Source organism: Saccharothrix sabaoui (assembly GCF_051756985.1).
Lineage (GTDB): Bacteria > Actinomycetota > Actinomycetes > Mycobacteriales > Pseudonocardiaceae > Actinosynnema.
The window spans coordinates 1-18439 of record NZ_JBPKJK010000172.1; the positions used below are offsets into that span (position 1 = coordinate 1).

At 75.1% G+C, this 18439-nt stretch carries 11 protein-coding genes; 5 read left to right on the plus strand and 6 right to left on the minus strand.

All coding sequences use genetic code 11. The features are described 5' to 3' along the window. Positions 1–182: 182 nt before the first annotated feature. Positions 183–521, minus strand: a complete 339-nt coding sequence (locus tag ACR807_RS35040) for an ArsR/SmtB family transcription factor (RefSeq protein WP_438925793.1) — start codon at positions 519–521, stop codon at positions 183–185. A gap of 127 nt (positions 522–648) precedes the next feature. On the opposite strand from ACR807_RS35040, the gene ACR807_RS35045 reads away from it, so the two are divergent. The 3 genes from ACR807_RS35045 (at position 649) to ACR807_RS35055 (ending at position 3723) form a co-directional block, all read left to right on the plus strand. Beyond that, the gene (locus ACR807_RS35045; protein ID WP_438925794.1) at positions 649–2103 is read left to right on the plus strand and encodes an MFS transporter; all 1455 of its coding nucleotides are present in this window, start codon (positions 649–651) and stop codon (positions 2101–2103) included. Positions 2104–2236: 133 nt separating this feature from the next. After that, the gene (locus ACR807_RS35050; RefSeq protein ID WP_438925795.1) at positions 2237–2719 is read left to right on the plus strand and encodes a flavin reductase family protein; all 483 of its coding nucleotides are present in this window, start codon (positions 2237–2239) and stop codon (positions 2717–2719) included. Next, positions 2716–3723 carry a Gfo/Idh/MocA family protein gene (locus tag ACR807_RS35055; protein ID WP_438925796.1) on the plus strand — a complete coding sequence of 336 codons (1008 nt, stop codon included), beginning with the start codon at positions 2716–2718 and terminating at the stop codon, positions 3721–3723. The genes ACR807_RS35050 and ACR807_RS35055 overlap by 4 nt, the downstream gene beginning before the upstream one ends. A gap of 85 nt (positions 3724–3808) precedes the next feature. Here ACR807_RS35055 and ACR807_RS35060 read toward each other — a convergent pair whose 3' ends face one another. From ACR807_RS35060 to ACR807_RS35075, 4 genes are all read right to left on the minus strand, one after another. After that, entirely contained in the window at positions 3809–4867 is a 1059-nt protein-coding gene (locus ACR807_RS35060) for a zinc-dependent alcohol dehydrogenase (RefSeq protein ID WP_438925797.1), read from the minus strand. 117 nt (positions 4868–4984) lie between these two features. After that, positions 4985–6109 (minus strand): acyl-CoA dehydrogenase family protein, encoded by a 1125-nt coding sequence (locus ACR807_RS35065; protein ID WP_438925798.1) that lies wholly within the window; start codon positions 6107–6109, stop codon positions 4985–4987. 124 nt (positions 6110–6233) lie between these two features. Then, positions 6234–6761, minus strand: a complete 528-nt coding sequence (locus ACR807_RS35070; RefSeq protein ID WP_438925799.1) for a hypothetical protein — start codon at positions 6759–6761, stop codon at positions 6234–6236. A 408-nt stretch (positions 6762–7169) separates the two neighbouring features. Further along, positions 7170–9305 (minus strand): TerD family protein, encoded by a 2136-nt coding sequence (locus tag ACR807_RS35075; RefSeq protein WP_438925800.1) that lies wholly within the window; start codon positions 9303–9305, stop codon positions 7170–7172. A 163-nt stretch (positions 9306–9468) separates the two neighbouring features. Between ACR807_RS35075 and ACR807_RS35080 the strand changes: the two genes are divergently transcribed. After that, a complete protein-coding gene (locus tag ACR807_RS35080) occupies positions 9469–9885 on the plus strand; it encodes a YybH family protein (RefSeq protein WP_438925801.1) in 417 nt (138 codons plus the stop codon). 158 nt (positions 9886–10043) lie between these two features. On the opposite strand, the gene ACR807_RS35085 is transcribed toward ACR807_RS35080, so the two are convergent. Beyond that, positions 10044–10445, minus strand: coding sequence for a YybH family protein (locus tag ACR807_RS35085; RefSeq protein WP_438925802.1), 402 nt, complete (start codon positions 10443–10445; stop codon positions 10044–10046). Positions 10446–10723: 278 nt separating this feature from the next. Between ACR807_RS35085 and ACR807_RS35090 the strand changes: the two genes are divergently transcribed. Further along, positions 10724–18439, plus strand: a 7716-nt coding sequence (locus ACR807_RS35090; RefSeq protein WP_438925803.1) for an SDR family NAD(P)-dependent oxidoreductase, incomplete at its 3' end; no start/stop codon positions are given.

Consider the following 18439-nt stretch of genomic DNA (forward strand, 5'->3'; position numbering starts at 1 on the left):
TCGACGCCTGCCTCGCGGTAACGCCCTCTCCTGGGGTCACCGGGCCATCGTAGCGAGGTCGCGCCACCCTCCGAGGGCCTTTCGCCACCGGGGTGCGTTGTGGCTCAAGCACTTCCGCTCCGGCACGTGGCCTGCGCCCACCGGGGTGGGCGGGGATCGGCGCGGTGGGCGCGGAGCCGGTGCTAGGACGCGGCGTACTGGTCGACCGTCTCCGGGGCGCTGAAGACGCCGTTGAGCACCGCGTCGAGCAGGCCGGGGAACCGGGCGTCGAGGTCCTCGCGCCGCAGGGAGAGCAGGTTCTCCCGCCCCGACGGCCGCTGCCGGATGACCCCGCTGTCGCGCAGCACCCGCCAGTGGTGGGTGAGCGTGGACTTCGAGATCTCCTTGCTCAGCACGGTGCCGCAGGCGTGCTCGCCACCGCCGGCCAGCGCCCGGACGACGGCGAGGCGCATGGGGTTGCCCAGTGCGGTGAGCACGTTCTCCAGCCTGATCTGGTCCCGCTCGGGGTGGTGGTGCGTCACGTCGTCAAGTGTAACCCCGAAGATACGTGTGCACGCGAACTTTCGTACTGACCCTTCCACTCGGTACGTGGGTTGTCGTACGATCCGACTGTTCGACAATCCGCGTACTGTTTAAGAAGGGCACGCCATGTCCACCTCCGCGTCCACGCCGGCGCGCCGCGGGCTGGGGCTGAGTCTCACCCTGCTCGCGCTGGCCCAGCTGATCTTCTCCCTCGACATCAACATCGTCTTCGTGGCGCTGCCCGACATCGGTGCCGAGCTCGGCTTCTCCGGCCAGACCCAGCAGTGGGTGGTCAGCGCCTACATGGTGTTCGCGGGCGGGTTCCTGCTGTTCGGCGGACGCGCGGCCGACCTGCTCGGGCGGCGGCGGATGTTCGTGCTCGCCCTGACGATCTACGCGGTGTCGTCGCTGGCGGGCGGCCTGGCCACCTCCCCGACGGTGATCATCGTGGCGCGGGCGGTGCAGGGCATCGGCGGCGCGCTGCTGCTGCCGTCCACGCTGTCGCTGATCAACACCCTGTTCGAGGAGGGGCCCAAGCGCAACCGGGCGCTGGCCGTGTGGGGCGGCGCGGGCGCGAGCGGCCTGACGGTGGGCGCGCTGCTCGGCGGCGTGCTCACGGAGGCGTTCGGCTGGCCCGCCGTCTTCTTCGTCAACGTGCCGCTGGCGGGGATCGTCGCGATCGCCGCGCTGCTCGTCATCCCCGCCGACCCGCGCGGTCGCGAACGCCGCCGCTTCGACCTGCCCGGCGCGCTCACCGTGACCGGCGGCGCCACCCTGCTGGTGTTCGTGCTGGTCCAGGGGCCCGAGGTCGGCTGGGGCGCCACGCCGGTCGTGGTGAGCGCGGTGCTCGCCGTGCTGCTGCTGACCGCGTTCGCGGTCATCGAGGGCCGCAGCGCCGACCCGCTGATGCCCTTCCGGCTGTTCGGCAACCGCAGCCTCGTCGTCGCGGTCACCGTCACGGCCGTCTACATGGCCACGTTCGGCGCCCTGCCGTACTTCCTGACCGTCCTGCTCCAGAGCGTGCACGGCTTCAGCGCCCTCCAGAGCGGCCTGGCGTTCCTCGTGCCGTCGGTCGCCATCGCCCTCGGCACGCAGCTCGGCGAGCGGATGGCGACCCGCCTGGGCACGCGCACCACGTTGCTGACCGGGTTCGGCGTCGGCGTCGTCGGCACCGCCGTGCTGGCGGTCGGGTTCGACGTGGACAGCACGTTCCTCACGCTCGTGCCCGGCCTCGTGGTGTCCGGCATCGGCCAGGGCATCTCCTGGACGGGCATGTGGATCGCGGCGTCGAGCGGTGTCGCCCCCGAGGAGCAGGGCGTGGCGTCGGGCATGGCGTCCACCACGCTCAACCTCGGCAACGCCGTCGGACTCGCCGTGCTGATCGCCATCGCCAACGCGGGCGTCGGCGACCGGGAGGGCGACCTGCTGCGCTCGGCCACCGCCGACGGCGGGTACGTCGCGGTGCTGGTCACCGCCGCCGGGATGCTCGTCGGCCTGCTGCTCACCCTCGCGCTGCCGAGGGCCGTCCGGACCCCCGCGCCGGCCGACGTGCCCGAACCGCGGTCGGCGACCGCCGTCTGACCCCGGACCCGCCGTCCGCCCCCGGACCACTGCGCGGTTCCCCCAGGCCGCGCGGCCCGAGCCCGGGAGGCCGGGTACCCCCCCGTACCCGGCCGCCCGGGCCCCCTCCCGCCACACCGACCTGGAGGTCCCGATGCCCGTCGGTCCCGCCGAGTTCACCGCCGCCCTCGCGAAGGTCCCCGCACCCGTCGCCGTCGTGACCACGGTGGACGAGCAGGGCAAGCGCTGGGGCTTCACCGGCAGCGCGTTCTGCTCCGTGTCGCTCGACCCGCCGCTGGTCCTGGTGTGCCTCGCCAAGTCGGCGAGCACCCACGCGGCCTTCCGCACCGCCGACCGCTACCTCGTCAACGTGCTCGGCCGGCACCAGGCCGACGTGGCCCTGCGGTTCGCCAGGTCCGGGTCCGACCGCTTCGCCGCCGAGGACGCGGTCTCCTGCGAACTGGGCCTGCCCGGCCTGCTCACGGCCTCTGCCCGGCTCGCCTGCACCGCGCACCAGTCGATCGACGCGGGTGACCACACCATCCTCGTCGGGCTCGTGCAGGCCGCCTACCGCGCCGACCACGTCCCGCTCACCTACTGGGACCGGTCCTTCACCCACCCGGTGGGCATGGGGTGAGCCGGCTCCGCGTGGCCCTGCTCGGCACCGCGCACATCCACCTGCCGGATCACCTGGACGTGCTGCGGTCCGACCCGGACGTGGAACTCGTCGCGGTGTACCGGGGCGACCGGGGCGTGCCGGTGCCGGGCGCCCGCGAGGTGACCGACCCGGTCGACGCGCTGCGGTCCGCGGACGCCGCGGTGGTCGACTCCACCACCGCGGAGCACGCCGTCCTGCTGCCCCGGGTGGTGGCCGCCGGCGTGCCCGCGCTCGTGGAGAAGCCGCTCACCTCGACCCGCGGGTCCACCCGGTGGCTGGCGGCGCTGCTGGACGTGAGCCCGGTCCCGGTCACCACGGCGATGTTCCTGCGCTGCGCGCCCGCGCTGCGGGTGGCCCGCCGGGCGCTCGACGACCTGGGGGAGCTGGTGTCCGCGCACGCGCGCCTCACGCACCCCGGCCTGTGCGACGGCGCGCTGCGGGAGGTGCCGTGGATGCTCGACCCGCGCTGCGGCGGGGTGGGCGGTTTCGCCGACCTGGCCGTGCACCTGCTCGACCTGCTCCTCTGGCTGCGCCCGGGCACGCGGCTGACGGCGTGCGCGGCGGCCCTGCGGCCCGCGGCGGGGTTGCCGGTCGACTCCGGCGGCGCGGCCCTGGTCGACTGGGGCGGCACGCCGACCACGCTGCACGCGGGCTGGACCGCCCGGCCCGGCGGGTTCCACCTGCACGTCGAGGGCACGGCCGGTTCGCTGACCGTGCACGGCGGGACGCTGACCGTGCGCGGGACGCCGACCACCGCCCCCGGGACCCTGACCACGACTCCCGGGACTCCGACCACGACTCCCGGGACGCCGACCACCGCCCCCGGGACGCGCCACTTCCCGCCGCCGGCGGCGGGGGACGCCCTCGTCGCCTTCCTGGCCCACCTGCGCGGCCGGCCCGCGTGGGAACCCGCGACCACGGCGGACATGACCGCGGTCGCCGACCTGGTGGCCGCGCTGACCGCGGGGGACGCCACCGCGTGATCGCCCCACCGACCCGCGCCGCCGCCGGGGGCCGTCGGGTGCCGCGGCGTGACCCGGTCACGACGTTGTGACCGGCGCACCCGGCCTACCTGAAGTCGACGATGGTCTTCAGGTGGGTCGTGCCCCGGTAGTTCTCCAGCACGGTGACGAGCTTGTCGTACTCGGAGAACCTGTGCACCGACGACAGCAGCCGCCGCCCGTCCACCACGCCCGACAGCAGCATCTGCATCGCCGAGGCGATCACGTTGGCCGTCTTGTGCATGGGGAAGCTCGTCACGTCGAACGGCGCCGACATGATGTTGATGCCCTTGGCCAGCATCAGCCAGGTGTCGAACTTCTGCATCTCCTGCGACGCGCCGTAGAGCACGTACCGGCCGCGCGGCTTGAGCTTGCGCATCGCGAGGCGGCGCGGGTCCTTGTCCTCGTCCACGCCCTGGATGGTGGGCAGCGCGTCGAAGACGTAGTCGAACGTGCTGTCCGCGACCTCCTCCCGCAGTTCGTCGGGGAGGTAGGCGCGCTCGGAGAAGTGCTCCTGGGCGAACGCGTTGCGCTGCGGGTTCGCGTCCACCGACACCACGGAGTTCGGCGCGAGCAACCGCTTGATGATGCTGCCGGCGATGACGCCGATGGGGCCGCTGCCCAGGATCAGCACCCGGTCGCCGACCTTCGGCGGGTGGGTGAGGATCGCCCGCAGCGCGCCGGTCGTCGGTTCGATGAACGACGCCTGGAGGTCGTCGAGCTCCTCGGGCACGCGCACCGCCGCCGCCCGCTGGTCGTCGAAGAAGTTGCGGTCCGCCGGGAACACGTCCTCCACGACCTGCCCGGAGAAGATCGGCCGCAACGAGCGGTACTCGGCGAACCCGCCGAAGTCGGTCTGCCCCCAGTACACGACGCGGTCGCCGACCTGGACGTGGCCGTCGGCCGCGGAGAAGCCGGAGCCCAGTTCCACCACCTCGCCCAGGTACTCGTGGCCCAGCACGACCGGGTACTCCGACGGGAACAGGTGCCCTTCGAAGAACGAGATGTCGGTCGAGCAGATCGAGACGCAGCGGGTCTTCATCAGCACACCGTCGCTCGGGGTCTCCGGCAACGGCATTTCCGCCATGACGAGTTTGCGCGGAGCGATCAGCTGAAGCGCCTTCATGGTTTCCACGGAATTTCCCACCCCATTTTTTGTGGTACGCCGGACCGGCGCGTGGGCCGGTGTTCCGGCGCGGTGCTGCTGCTCTCTGGTCAGCTGGTCAGGAATTGCCGGTCGACATCAGCGGCGCATCTGCAACGGGCCCCCGAGCAGGTACTGCCCGACCGTTTCGAAGTGCGACGAGGAGAGGGTGATGTGCTTGGTCGCCGAGTTGATGTCCCGGAAGCACCGCTCCAGCCTGCTGGTGGTGTAGAGCGAGCTGGAACCGGCGAGCTGGTAGAGCCCGTTCACGGCGGCCACGGTGTGCTCGGCGACGCTGGCCGCCGTGACCCGGACGAGCGCGGACAGCGCGTCGCCGCCGTCCTCGCCGTGCGCGACGACCTCGCGCGCGGTGTCCCGCAGCAGGACGCCGGCGGTGCGCACGAGCATCTCGTAGCGCGCGTACCGCTCCTGCGCGGTGTGGCTGGACGCGAGCGTCGTGGCGGCGCCCGTCGGCGTCTTCGCGGTGGCCAGCTCGCGGAACGCGTCGAGCGCGTCCTGCGCGATGCCCAGCGCGGTGGACGCCGACGTGAACGGGCCGAAGTCGTAGTAGCCCACGGCGTAGGCGCGCGACGGGCGGGCCGCCGGCGGGCGCAGCGTGTCCAGGCCCGCGACGGTGAACTCCTCGGGCACGAACGTCTCGGCCACCGTGTAGTGGCTGCTGCCGGTGCCGCGCAGGCCGACGGTGTGCCACGTGTCCAGCTGCCGGGTCTCGGCCACCGGCACGAACACCATGCGCGTCTCCCGCCCGGCCGGCGTGGTCCGCGGCTTGCCGCCCTCGGTGACGAAGGCCGAGCAGACGATCCAGTCGGCGTGCGCGTACCCGCTGGCGAACGCCCACTGGCCGCTGAGGCGGAACCCGCCGTCGACGACCTCGGCCGTGCCGGACGGGTTGACCCCGCCGACGACCAGGCCCGAGTGGTCCTTGAACAGCTTGCGGGCCGCCGGTTCGGGCAGGTAGTCGGAGAGCCGGCCGATGGCGCCCTGGACGCCGACCTGCCAGGCGACGGAGGCGTCCAGGCGCGCCAGCGCCTGCACGACGGCCGACCCGGTCTCGATGCCGACCTGGCCGCCGCCGAACTCCTTCGACACCCACATGCGGTGCAGGTTGGCGGCGCGCAGGGCGTCCACCACGATTTCCGGTGTGCGCCTGGCCTCGTCCGCGCCCTTGCGGTGCTCGGTGATGAGCGGGGCGATTTCCGTCACCTTCGCGACCCATTCGGCTGTTTCTCGGGAACTGTCGGACGGGGGTAAGAGGGCATGCGGAAGGAGGGTGCTCGTGGTGCTCATGTGTTTCTGGGCCCTTTCTCGGAGTCGCCGTAGTTCGACACTACGCAAACACACGTACTGTCCTCTGGAGCGTACAAGCGGCGAGAGGGCCGTCGCAACCTTCTTCGGGGAGGGATCGGGGGTCGTCCGGAAGCGCCTTCGGTGCTCCGGTGAACTGCCGGTTACTTCCGGGGGTACGGCGCGGCGGGTATATTACGGATATAGTCCGCGCAATGCGGGAAACCGATTCGGCGACCCCGCGCGACCCGGCCCGATCACGCGCCCGTTCGGCCTGCCGCCGGGCCTCCCCCTGGCCGAGCAGGTGGGCGTCGTGCCGGTCGTCGGGCAGCGGTTCCACGTCCGCCGTGCTCGTCCCGGCCGGCGCGCGAAGTCGGCGTTCGTCCACACGGGACGGTCGCGCAACCGGGCGGCGATCCGGAGGGCCGGGGCGGACCGCCGCCCAGGAGGCGATGCGCGCGCCCGACCGCCCGGAGACCGCGGTGAACAGCGCCTCGGCGTCCGCGCCGGGGTCCGTGCCCAGTCCCTCCGCCGGCCGCTCCCGGTGCAGCCGGTAGTCGCGGATCGACACCTCGCCCTCCTCGGGCGAGACCGGGTTCAGCGCGACCGTGCGGTTGTCGGCCGCAACCGGCCCGCAGCCCGCCCATCCCGCCCTCCCCGCACGAGGGCCGAAGAAAGAATCCCCACACGTGAAAGGGCGACCGGGTGTTCCCGCCGGCGGGTACCGGCGAGGTCCGGATCGCGTCGTCCCCGGTCCCGGTCGAGCGCTTCCGCACCGGGGCCGTGAGAGACCGAAAGACCCTGGAAAACGCGTGGGGCCGCCCTCGTGCGCTCCGCGCGGCGGTCCTCGGGTCCACCGCCGCGGGGCCGATGGGCCGGGCGGCGGCGGACCGCGGGTGGAGGAGAGCGGGAGAACTAATCCGGAAGTAGAAGGAAGTGCCCCCATGGCCTCACCCGGGCAACCTACAACACGCCGGGGTCAGTGCGGCACCAGGTTCCGCAACGTCGCCAGGGTGATCGCCGTCGACCCGGCGGGCAGCCCGTCCGGCCGTTCGAGACCGATGTAGGTGACGGGTTCGGTGAACACCGCGCCCGGCGTCCACGTCGTGCTGCTGCCCGCCTTGGCGCGCAACAGCTCCACGACGTGACCGACCGTCGTGCTCCGGCGCTCCACCAGGGACTTGACGAGCAAGGCCACCGACACGCGGTTGCCCTCGACCCGGTTGCCCCACGTCGCGCCGCGCTGGTGGAGGTGCAGCCACTTCGCCGACCACGAGCCGTCGTCGTCCCGGCGGAACACCATCGGCACCGCGACGCGCCCGGTACCCCGCAGGTCGGACCGCGTCCGCACGGTGGCCGGCTCGAACGGGCGCCCCCACTGGTCGCGGTCCCGGGTCATGAAGCCGAACACCGACTCGGCGACGTCCGCGAACCCCTCGCCGGAGTAGACGTTCACCTGCGGCACGACGTACCGGGCGGTCACGCCGTCCAGCGGCACGTCGATGAACTCCGTCGCGCCGTCGCGGGCATCGGTGAGGTCACCGGAGTAGTACGCGCCACCCGAGCCGTAGGCGGTCCACGACACCTGCCCGGCGAAGCCGAAGTCGTCGTCCAGCAGCAGCGCCGACAGGTCGAAGTCGGTCTCCTCCGCACGCTGCCGCCAGTGCACGAAGAACCGCAGCAGCTCGCCGTCCAGCGCCGTCACGGACCCGCGGGGCACCACGCCGAAACCGTCCGCGACCGCCTTGTCCGACAGCGGCAACGCCAGGGTGAGCACGTCGGGGTCCACCACGAGCCGTTCGTGCGCGGGAAGCCGGCGCGACAACTCGTCGTCCACCGCCGCCGCCAACCGGTCGACCACCGCCGGGGCGAGCCCCGGACGCTCGTCGGGGGTCACCCAGCCGCGCCCCTCCTTGTTCACGAACACCCGCGTCGAGCCGGCGGCGGTGCGGTTGACCAGGTGCTCCCGCACCGAGCACAGCACCCGTCCCGACACGTCACCGAGCACCGACCCCACCACCCGGACGACGTCCTCCACGTCACCGGGCGCGCAGGACCGCAGCACCCGGTCCAACGACCGGACCAACCGCCCGGGGGCACCGGACAGCAACCGGGCCGCCCCGAGGACGTCACCGGCGGCGAACGCGACCTCGACCCGCCCCGCGAACGACCGGACCTCCCGCTCGCCGCGCGCTACCGCGAAGACGTCCTGGGCGTGCGGGAACGCGCCGTGCTCGTGCGGGTGCAGGCGCTCACCCAACCGCTGCCACCGCCCCCGGTGGGTGACCACGTCCCCGAGCTTGCCGCGACCGGCGGCGACCACGGCGTCCAGCGCGGCCATCAGCACCCGGCGCTCCGCCCGGCGGAACGACCGGAACCGGGTCGGCTCCACCAGCGTCACGTCCCCGCCCGAGGCCGCGCACGCCAGCCGCAACACGTCCGTCACCGTGTCGACGGCCACCGGCGGCCGACCGGCCGCGAGGCGGGCCGCGTTGAGCACGGCCCGGTTCTCCCGCACCGGGACCACCCCGGGCTGCTCCCCGTCGAGGCAGGACCGGGCCAACCCGTCGAGCAGGACCAGGTCCTCCTCCCGCAACGGCGTCGCACTGGTGGCCAGCTCGACGTAGAGCGCCCGGGCCTCCTCGGCGGACGTCCCCCCGAGGTGCAGCACCGTGAGCCGGTCCCGGACCGAGGGGATCAGCTCGTCGTGCGCGGCCAGCAGGTCCTCGTAGGAGTGCTGCACGCGGCCGTACCCCGGCAACCGGAGGAGGTCGACGACCGGCGGGGGAGGAGCGTCGCCGACGGCCTTGCGCAGGCACTCCAGCCAGAACTCGGTCGTGTCGGGAACCCCGCGCGGGAAGTCCCGGAAGTAGGGGTTGTGGGCGATGTGATCGGCGACCAGTTCGCGCACGGCGGCGACCACCCGACCGGCAAGCCCTTCACCGGCCGCCGGCGACAACCCCGACACGTGCCGCAGGAGGTCACCGGAGGCCTTGAAGCCGACCTGGAGCAGAGCGGCGTCGAACCGCCGCGCCACGGCCCGACCATCACCGGTCGGGCCGGGCGACCGCGGCACGCGCAGCGTCTTCTGGATCAACGTTCCGTCGTCAAGCATGGGACGCCCATTAGAACAGAGCCGCCCCGCCCTCACCGGGGTTTTCCGACGAGCGGTCATCGGTGGGGCCCGTGCGGGGTTACCGGTGCGTGAGGCGCCGGTGAGGTCGGTGGCGTTAGCGTCGGCGGTGACCGACCGCGGGTGAACGGAAGCGAGGAACCGCATGGCTGACGCTGTTGGCACCTGGGAAATGACCGACGACCCGGAACAGCAGAACGAGGTCTTCATCCGGGCCTTCAACTCCGGCGACGGGCGAATCTTCGACAGCCTTTACCACGACAACGCCATCTCCAACCTGTCCGGTGCGCCGTTGACCGGGCGGGCCCGCACGGAGTTCATCACCGAGTTCCTGCGCGGGGGGCCGAAACTGGAGGCGAAACTGCGGGAGACCTACCGCACCGGTGACACGTCGCTGCTGGTGGTGCACTACCGGGTCGGGATGACCGGCGAGGACGGGCAGCCGGTGCAGATCAGCGGCACGTGCACCGACGTCATGACGCGCGGTGCGGACGGCCGCTGGAAACTGGCCATCGACCGCCCCGTGCCCGACCAGGTCCCCGACTCCGGCCAGGCCGCGTAGCACCCGGGCCGCGCAGCACCCGAGCGGCGCAGCACCCGGGCCGCGCAGCACCCGGCGGGTCCGCGCGGGCCGCGGAGGACGGTACCGGTGACAACGGGAAGGCGGCGATCCACCGGGAGCGCCGCCTTCCGCCGTGCCGGGGTCGTGCCGCCTGCGCGCTACTCGCGGCCCCCGCTGTACGGGCTGTCCACCGCGTGCCGCCAGCGGCCCTCCGCGTCACGGCGCAGCACGTCGATGCCGATGCCGGAGAAGTGCTGCTCGCCCTCCGCGGGGTCGGTCACGTCGATGGTCCAGTCGACGACGACCAGCGCGGTGTCGTCGACGACGTGGGCCTCCACGACGCGCGTGGAGATGGTCGGCCGCAGCGCCAGGAACTCGGCCAGGGCCTGACCCCGGGCCGCCCCGGAGAGCGGCTTGTCCGGCTCCCAGGCGGAGATGCCGTCCTCGGTGTAGAGCCGGTCCACCCCCTCGGCGTCGCCCTCGTTGAACAACCGCTCGTACAGCCGCACGTGGTCCAGGACGTCCTGAGGAACTTCGACGGTGGTGTGCTGACTGGTCATCGGAAATCGATCCCGCCTTTCGGTCGTGCCGCTCTGCCGGGCAACAGGTCCGTCCGTCCGGTCCAGGTCTCGCCGGTCCAGGTCCCGGCCACCATAACGGCGGCGGCCACACCGCCCGCTCATCGCGCGCCGGGGCCGCCGCGTATACCGGGCGATTACCTCGGGCGAACTTCCGGGACCGCCCGGATTCGTAACATCGACTTCGGCCCCGGATATCCGGTCGGCCGCTCCGCGAACCTCGTCCATCGACCGGACACGGCCGGAAGGCAGAGAACGCGATGACGATTGAGCACCGGATCGAGCAACGCCGGATCGAGCACCGCCCGGGGGTGTGGCACCACGACGCGGTGGCGGTCGTGGGCGTCTCCTGCCGGCTGCCCGGGGCCGCGGACCCGGCGGCGTTCTGGGAGCTGCTGCGCACCGCCGGCAGCGGTCTCGGTGACGCCCCGCCGGACCGCTGGGGGCCCGAGGCGGTGATCCGGCGCGGTGGCTTCCTGCCCGACCCGGCCGGTTTCGACGCGTCCTTCTTCGGCATCTCGCCGCGCGAGGCCGCGATGATGGACCCGCAGCAGCGGATCGTGCTGGAGCTGGCGTGGGCCGCCCTGGAGGACGCGGCCATCGCGCCGACCTCGTTGGCGGGCAGCCGCACCGCGGTGTTCGTGGGCTCCCTGCGCGACGACTACGCCGCCCTGGTCGCGCGGCACGGGGCGGACGCGGTGACGCAGCACAGCATGACCGGTCTCAACCGCGGTGTGATCGCCAACCGGGTGTCCTACCACCTGGGCCTGCGCGGCCCGAGCCTCACCGTGGACTCTGCGCAGTCCTCGTCGCTGGTCGCGGTGCACCTGGCGTGCGAGAGCCTGCGCACCGGGGAGGCGGGGCTGGCGATCGCGGCGGGCGTGAACCTCAACCTGCTGGGCGAGAGCGCCGTGGTGGAGGAGCGGTTCGGCGGCCTGTCGCCGGACGGGGAGTGCTTCACCTTCGACGAGCGCGCCAACGGCTTCGTCCGCGGCGAGGGCGCGGTGGTGTTCGTGCTCAAGCCGCTGCGCGCGGCGCTGGACGACGGCGACCGCGTCTACGGCGTGCTGCGCGGCAGCGCGGTGAACAACGACGGCGACACCCCCGGCCTGACCGTGCCCAGCCGCGTCGCGCAGGAGCAGGTGGTGCGGCAGGCGTACCAGCGGGCGGGGGTGCCGCTGGAGGCGGTGTCCTACGTCGAGCTGCACGGCACGGGCACCCCGGTGGGCGACCCGGTGGAGGCCGCCGCGCTCGGCGCGGTGTTCGCCCCCACCCGGCGCGCGCCGCTGCTGGTGGGCTCGGCCAAGACCAACGTCGGGCACCTGGAGGGCGCGGCGGGCGCGGTGGGCCTGCTCAAGGCGCTGCTGGCGGTGCACCACGGGGTGATCCCGGCCAACCGCAACTTCACCCGCCCCAACCCGGCGATCGACCTCCCGGCGCTGCGCCTGGCCGTGCCCACCGAGACCCGGCCGTGGCCGGAGGTCGAGGGGCCGCGCGTGGCGGGGGTCAGCTCCTTCGGCATGGGCGGCACCAACTGCCACGTCGTGGTGTCCCAGGCGCCGCCCGGTGTGCCGCGGCGGGCGCCGAGCACCCGGCCGCCGCTGGTGCCGTGGGTGCTCTCGGCCCGCGGCGCGGAGGCCCTGCGGGAGCAGGCCGGTCGGCTGCGCGCCGCCGTCGGCGAGGCCGACCCGGTCGACGTCGGCTGGTCGCTGGCCGCGACGCGGGACCGGTTCGAGCACCGGGCCGTCGTGCTGGGCACCGACCGCGACGGGTTGCTGGCCGGGCTCGACGCCCTCGCGTCGGGCGGCGCGGCGCCGGGGGTCGTCCAGGGCGTGGCGCGCGCCGGGGAGCGGGCGGTGTTCGTCTACCCGGGGCAGGGCGCGCAGTGGGCCGGCATGGCCGTCGAGCTGTGGGACACCGCACCCGCGTTCGCCGCCCGCATGGCCGAGTGCGCCGCCGCGCTGTCCGAAGTGGTCGACTGGGACCTGGAGGCGGTGCTGCGCGAGCCCGGCGCCCCGGCGCTGGAGCGGGTGGACGTGGTGCAGCCCGCGCTGTTCGCGGTGATGGTGTCGCTGACCGAGCTGTGGCGCGCGCACGGCGTGGAGCCCGCGGCCGTGGTGGGCCACTCGCAGGGCGAGATCGCGGCGGCCTGCGTGGCGGGCGCGCTGTCGTTGCGCGACGCCGCACGCGTGGTCGCCCTGCGCGCCGGGGTGATCCGGTCGCTGTCCGGCGCGGGCGGGATGGCGTCGGTGGCCGAGCCCGCCGAACGGGTGACCGAGCGGCTGGCCCGGTGGCCCGGGCGGCTGTCGCTGGCCGCGGTCAACGGCCCGGCGTCCGTGGTCGTCTCCGGCGAGCCGGGCGCGCTGGCCGAGCTGCTGGCCGAGTGCGCCGATGAGGACGTGCGCGTCAAGCGGGTGAACGTGGACTACGCCTCGCACTGCGCCCAGGTGGAGCAGGTCGAGGCCGAGCTGCGGGAGGCCCTGCGCGACATCGCGCCGCGACCCGCGTCGGTGCCGTTCTACTCCGCGGTGACCGGTGACCTGCTCGACGGCGAGGAGCTGGGCGCCGACTACTGGTACCGCAACCTGCGCCAGACGGTGCGCTTCGCCGACGCGGTGGCCGCGGTGCTGCGCGACGGTGACGCGGTGTTCGTCGAGTCCTCGCCGCACCCGGTGCTGGCGGTGGGCGTGGAGCAGGTCGCCGACGAGCGCGGCGGTGCGGCCGTGGTCGGTTCGCTGCGCCGCGGCGACGGCGGGCCGGACCGGTTCCTGACCTCGCTGGCCGAGGCGCACGTGCGCGGCGTCCCGGTGGACTGGGCCGTGCTCAACCCCGGCGGTGCCCGGGTCGACCTGCCGACCTACCCGTTCCAGCACCGCCGGTACTGGGTGGGGGAGGAGACCGCCGCCGCGGAACCGGCCGCGACCGCCCGCCCGCGTTCCGCCGAGGACCGCCCGGGTGCGCTGCTGGAGCTGGTCCGCGGGAACGCCGCGGTGCTGCTGGGCCACGGTTCCGCCGCGGACGTGGACGCCGAGCGCACGTTCAAGGACCTCGGCTTCGACTCGGTGACCTCGGTCGAGCTGCGCGACCGGCTGGCCGTCGCCACCGGTCTGCGGCTGACCTCGTCGCTGCTGTTCGACCACCCCACCCCGCGCGCGGTCGCCGCGCACCTCGACGAGGAGCTGGTCGGCGCACCGGAGGCGCCCGAGGTCGTGCCGGGGGCCGCGCCCGTGCCCGCCGGCGCCGCGCCCGAGCCGGCGGACGACCCCGTCGCGATCATCGGCATGGCCTGCCGCTACCCGGGCGGCGTGGCCTCGCCGGAGGACCTGTGGCGGCTGGTGGTCGAGGGCGGTGACGCGGTCACCGGGTTCCCGACCGACCGCGGCTGGGACCCCGAGCTGCACCACCCCGACCCGGGCCGCCCCGGCCGCACCTACGCCCGCGGCGGCGGGTTCCTGGACGACGCCACCGGGTTCGACGCGGACTTCTTCGGCATCTCCCCGCGCGAGGCGCTGGGCATGGACCCGCAGCAGCGGCTGCTGCTGGAGACCGCGTGGGAGGCGGTCGAGGACGCCGGGCTGGACCCGACCGCGCTGGGCGGCACGCGCACCGGCGTGTTCGTCGGCGGCACCGCGCTGGACTACGGGCCCCGGATGCACGACTCGGCCGAGGAGGTCGCCGGGCACGTGCTCACCGGCGGCACCGCCAGCGTGATGTCCGGCCGCATCGCCTACCAGCTGGGACTGGTCGGCCCGGCGGTGACCGTGGACACCGCCTGCTCCTCGTCGCTGGTCGCGCTGCACCTGGCGGTCCGGTCGCTGCGCTCGGGCGAGTCGACGCTGGCGCTGGCCGGCGGTGTGACCGTGATGTCCACCCCCGGCATGTTCATCGAGTTCGGCCGGCAGCGGGGCCTGGCCCCGGACGGCCGGTGCAAGCCGTTCTCCGCCGACGCCGACGGCACCGGCTGGGCCGAGGGCGTGGGCCTGCTGCTGCTGGAGCGGCTGTCCGACGCGCGCCGCAACGGCCACCCGGTGCTGGCGGTGGTGCGCGGCACCGCGGTCAACTCCGACGGGGCGTCCAACGGCCTCACCGCGCCCAACGGCCCCTCGCAGCAGCGGGTCATCCGCGCCGCCCTGGCCGACGCCGGGCTGTCCACAGAGGACGTGGACCTGGTCGAGGCGCACGGCACCGGCACCACGTTGGGCGACCCGATCGAGGCGCAGGCGCTGCTGGCCACCTACGGGCGCGACCGCTCCACCCCGCTGTGGCTGGGGTCGCTGAAGTCCAACACCGGCCACACCCAGGCCGCCGCCGGCGTGGGCGGCGTGATCAAGGTGGTGCAGGCCATGCGGCACGGCGTGCTGCCCCGCAGCCTGCACGCCGACCGGCCGACCCCGCACGTGGACTGGTCCTCCGGCGCGCTGGCCCTGCTGACCGACAACCGGCCGTGGGAGGCGGGGGACCGGCCCCGGCGCGCGGCGGTGTCGTCGTTCGGCATCAGCGGCACCAACGCCCACGCGGTGCTGGAGGCCGCCGAACCGGAGCCGGCCGCCGAGCCGGTCGCGCTGCCCGGCACCCCGGTGGCGTGGCTGCTCTCGGCCAAGGACGAGGAGGCGCTGCGCGCCCGGGCGGCCGGGCTGCTGGAGACCCCGCTGGACGACCCGGCGGGGATCGGTGCCGCCCTGGCCCGCCGGACGGCGTTCGCCCGGCGCGCCGCCGTCGTCGGCCGCACCGCCGAGGACCTGCGCGCCGGGCTCGCCGCCCTGGCCGGGGGCACCGCCTCCCCGGCGGTGGTGCTCGGCGACGCGGGCAAGGCGGGCCGCACCGCCTTCCTGTTCACCGGCCAGGGCGCGCAGCGGGTCGGCATGGGCCGCGAGCTGGCGCGGGAGCACCCCGTGTTCGCCGACGCGCTGGCCGAGGTCTGCGCCGCGCTGGACGAGCACCTGGAGCGACCGCTGCGCGAGGTGCTGTTCGCCGAACCGGGCACCCCCGACGCCGAGCTGGTGCACCGCACCGACTTCACCCAGCCCGCCCTGTTCGCGGTGGAGGTGGCGCTGGCCCGGCTGCTGGCCCACCACGGCCTGGTGCCCGACGTGGTCGCGGGCCACTCCGTCGGCGAGCTGGCCGCCGCGCACGTGGCCGGGGTGCTGGACCTGGCCGACGCGGCGCTGCTGGTCACCGCCCGCGGCAGGCTGATGAACGCCGCCCGCCCCGGCGGTGCCATGGTCGCGGTGGAGGCGCCCGAGGACGAGGTCGCGCCGCTGCTGGAGGGCACCGGGGCGTCGCTGGCCGCGGTCAACGGCCCGGGGTCCGTGGTGGTCTCCGGCACCGCGCGGGACGTCGAGCGGGTCGCCGGGCACTTCCGCGACCGGGGCAAGCGCACCCGCGCCCTCAAGGTCAGCCACGCCTTCCACTCCGCCCACGTGGACGACGTGCTGGAGGAGTTCGAGCGGATCGCGGGCCAGGTGCGGGCGCACGAGGCGCGCGTCCCGCTGGTGTCCACCGTCACCGGTGAGGTCCTCGACCGCCCCGACGCCGCCTACTGGGCCGCCCAGGTCCGTCGCCCGGTGCGCTTCCTGGACGCCGTCCGCCGCGCCGAGGCCCTGGGCGCCACCACGTTCGTCGAGGTCGGACCGGCCGCCGTGCTCACCGCCGCGGCCCGGTCCTGCGTGACCGGCGCGGCCACGACCGTGCCGACCCAGCGCGCGGGCGTCCCCGAGGCCGACGCCCTGGTCACCGGGCTCGCGCAGGCCCACGCGGCGGGCGCCCCGCTGGACGGCGCCTCGTTCTTCCCCGGCGCCGCCCCCGCCCGGCTGCCCGCCTACCCGTTCCGGCACCGGCGGTACTGGCTGGCGCCGGGCCGGCGGCCGGACGTGCGCCGCCTGGGCCTGGACCCGGTGGACCACCCGCTGCTGTCCGGTTCGGTGGAGCTGGCCGAGCGCGGCGGTGCCGTGCTCACCAGCTCGCTGTCCCTGGCCGAGCACCCCTGGCTGGCCGACCACGAGGTGGACGGCGCGGTGCTCGTGCCCGCCACCGCCTTCCTGGAGCTGGCCGTCGCGGCGGGCGAGGGCGTCGGCGCCCCCGGAGTGCGGGACCTGACCCTGGAGGCGCCCCTGCTCCTGCCCGAGCGCGGCGCGGTCGGCTTGCAGGTCGCGGTCGGCCCGGCCGACGACACCGGCTCGCGCGCGTTCACCGTGCACGCCCGCGCGGCCGGCGCCGGGTGGACCCGGCACGCCACCGGCACCCTGACCGCCGGGCAGGAGACCACCGGGCAGGAGACCGCCGGGCAGGAGACCGCCGGGCCCGGTGGCGGGGCGGTCGCGTGGCCGCCGGCCGGCGAGCGCGTCGCCGACGCCTACCCGGAGCTGGCCGGGCGCGGGTACGCCTACGGCCCGGCCTTCCGCGGCCTGACCGCCGCGTGGCGGGACGGCGAGGACTGGTTCGCCGAGGTGCGCCTGCCCGAGGAGGCGCGCGACGACCGCTTCGCCGTGCACCCGGCGCTGCTGGACGCGGCACTGCACCCGCTGGTGCTCACCGGCGGCGAGCCCGACGCGATCCGCCTGCCGTTCGCCTGGTCGGGCGTGCGGGTGCACGCGGTGGGCGCCACCGCCCTGCGCGCCCACCTGCGCCGCACCGGCCCGGACGAGTTCGCGCTGCTGCTGGCCGACGAGGCCGGGGCACCCGTGCTCACCGCGGACTCGCTGGCCTTCCGCACCGCGCCGCGCGGCGGCCTGACCCGGCGCGCCGACGCACCCCTGCACGCGGTCGACTGGACCTCCGTGCCCGTCCCCGAGGCGCGGCCGGAACTGCTGCCCGCCGACCACGACCTGCCCGCGCAGGTGCCCGACGGCGTGGTGGTCGTCCTCCGGCACACCGCCGGGGCGCAGACGCCCGCCGCCGCCCACACCGCCACCCGCGACCTGCTGGAGGTGGTCCAGCGGTTCCTGGCCGAGGAGCGGTTCGCCGCCGCGCGCCTGCTCGTGCTCACCTCCGGCGCGGTCGCCGCCGGCGCGGAGGACGTGCCAGACCTGGCCGCTGCCCCCGCGTGGGGCCTGCTGCGCACCGCCCAGGCCGAGCACCCCGGCCGCCTGCTCCTGGTCGACACCGAGCCGGGTGCCGACGCGCGGCCGGACCTGGTGGCCGCCGCCGCGGCCACCGGCGAGCCGCAGGTGGCCGTCCGGGCGGGGCGGCTGCTGGTCCCGCGCCTGGTCCGCACCGGCACCACCGCCGGCGGGACGCCCGCGTTCGACCCCGACGGCACGGTCCTGGTCACCGGCGGCACCGGCGGGCTGGGCGCCCTGGTCGCCCGGCACCTGGTCGCCCGGCACGGCGTGCGGGGCCTGCTCCTGGTCGGCCGCCGCGGCGCCGCCGCGCCCGGCGTGGACGCGCTGGTCGGGCAGCTGCGCGACCTCGGCGCCACCCGCGTCGACGTGGTCGCCGCCGACTGCGCGGACCGCGACCGGCTCGCCGCCGTGCTCGACGGCGTGCCCGCCGAGCACCCGCTGAGCGCCGTCGTGCACGCCGCGGGCGCGCTCGACGACGCCACGGTCACCGCGCTCACCCCCGAGGCGCTGGCCGGTGTGCTGCGCCCCAAGCTCGACGCCGCCTGGCACCTGCACGAGCAGGTCGGTGACACCCCGCTGGTGCTGTTCTCCTCGGTGTCCGGCCTGCTGGGCACCCCCGGCCAGGCCAACTACGCCGCGGGCAACGCCTTCCTCGACGCCCTGGCCGCCCACCGGCGGGCGCACGGCCTGCCCGCGCTGTCGCTGGCCTGGGGCCTGTGGCGCGAGGGCATGGGCGCCGCGCTGACCGACGCCGACCTGGCCCGCTGGTCCCGCGTCGGCATCGCCCCGCTCGACGCCGACCACGGGCTGGCGCTGTTCGACGCCGCCCTGGCAACCCTGGCCGGCACCGGCACCGGCACCGGCACCGGCACCGGCACCGACGCTGCCGCCTCGGCCGGGACCGGCACCGCCGCC

Coding starts and splice junctions, on each gene's coding strand:
- ACR807_RS35045 (WP_438925794.1), top strand. CDS start 649: ATGTCCACCTCCGCGTCCACGCCGGCGCGCCGCGGGCTGGGGCTGAGT.
- ACR807_RS35050 (WP_438925795.1), top strand. CDS start 2,237: ATGCCCGTCGGTCCCGCCGAGTTCACCGCCGCCCTCGCGAAGGTCCCC.
- ACR807_RS35060 (WP_438925797.1), bottom strand. CDS start 4,867: ATGAAGGCGCTTCAGCTGATCGCTCCGCGCAAACTCGTCATGGCGGAA.
- ACR807_RS35075 (WP_438925800.1), bottom strand. CDS start 9,305: ATGCTTGACGACGGAACGTTGATCCAGAAGACGCTGCGCGTGCCGCGG.
- ACR807_RS35080 (WP_438925801.1), top strand. CDS start 9,469: ATGGCTGACGCTGTTGGCACCTGGGAAATGACCGACGACCCGGAACAG.
- ACR807_RS35085 (WP_438925802.1), bottom strand. CDS start 10,445: ATGACCAGTCAGCACACCACCGTCGAAGTTCCTCAGGACGTCCTGGAC.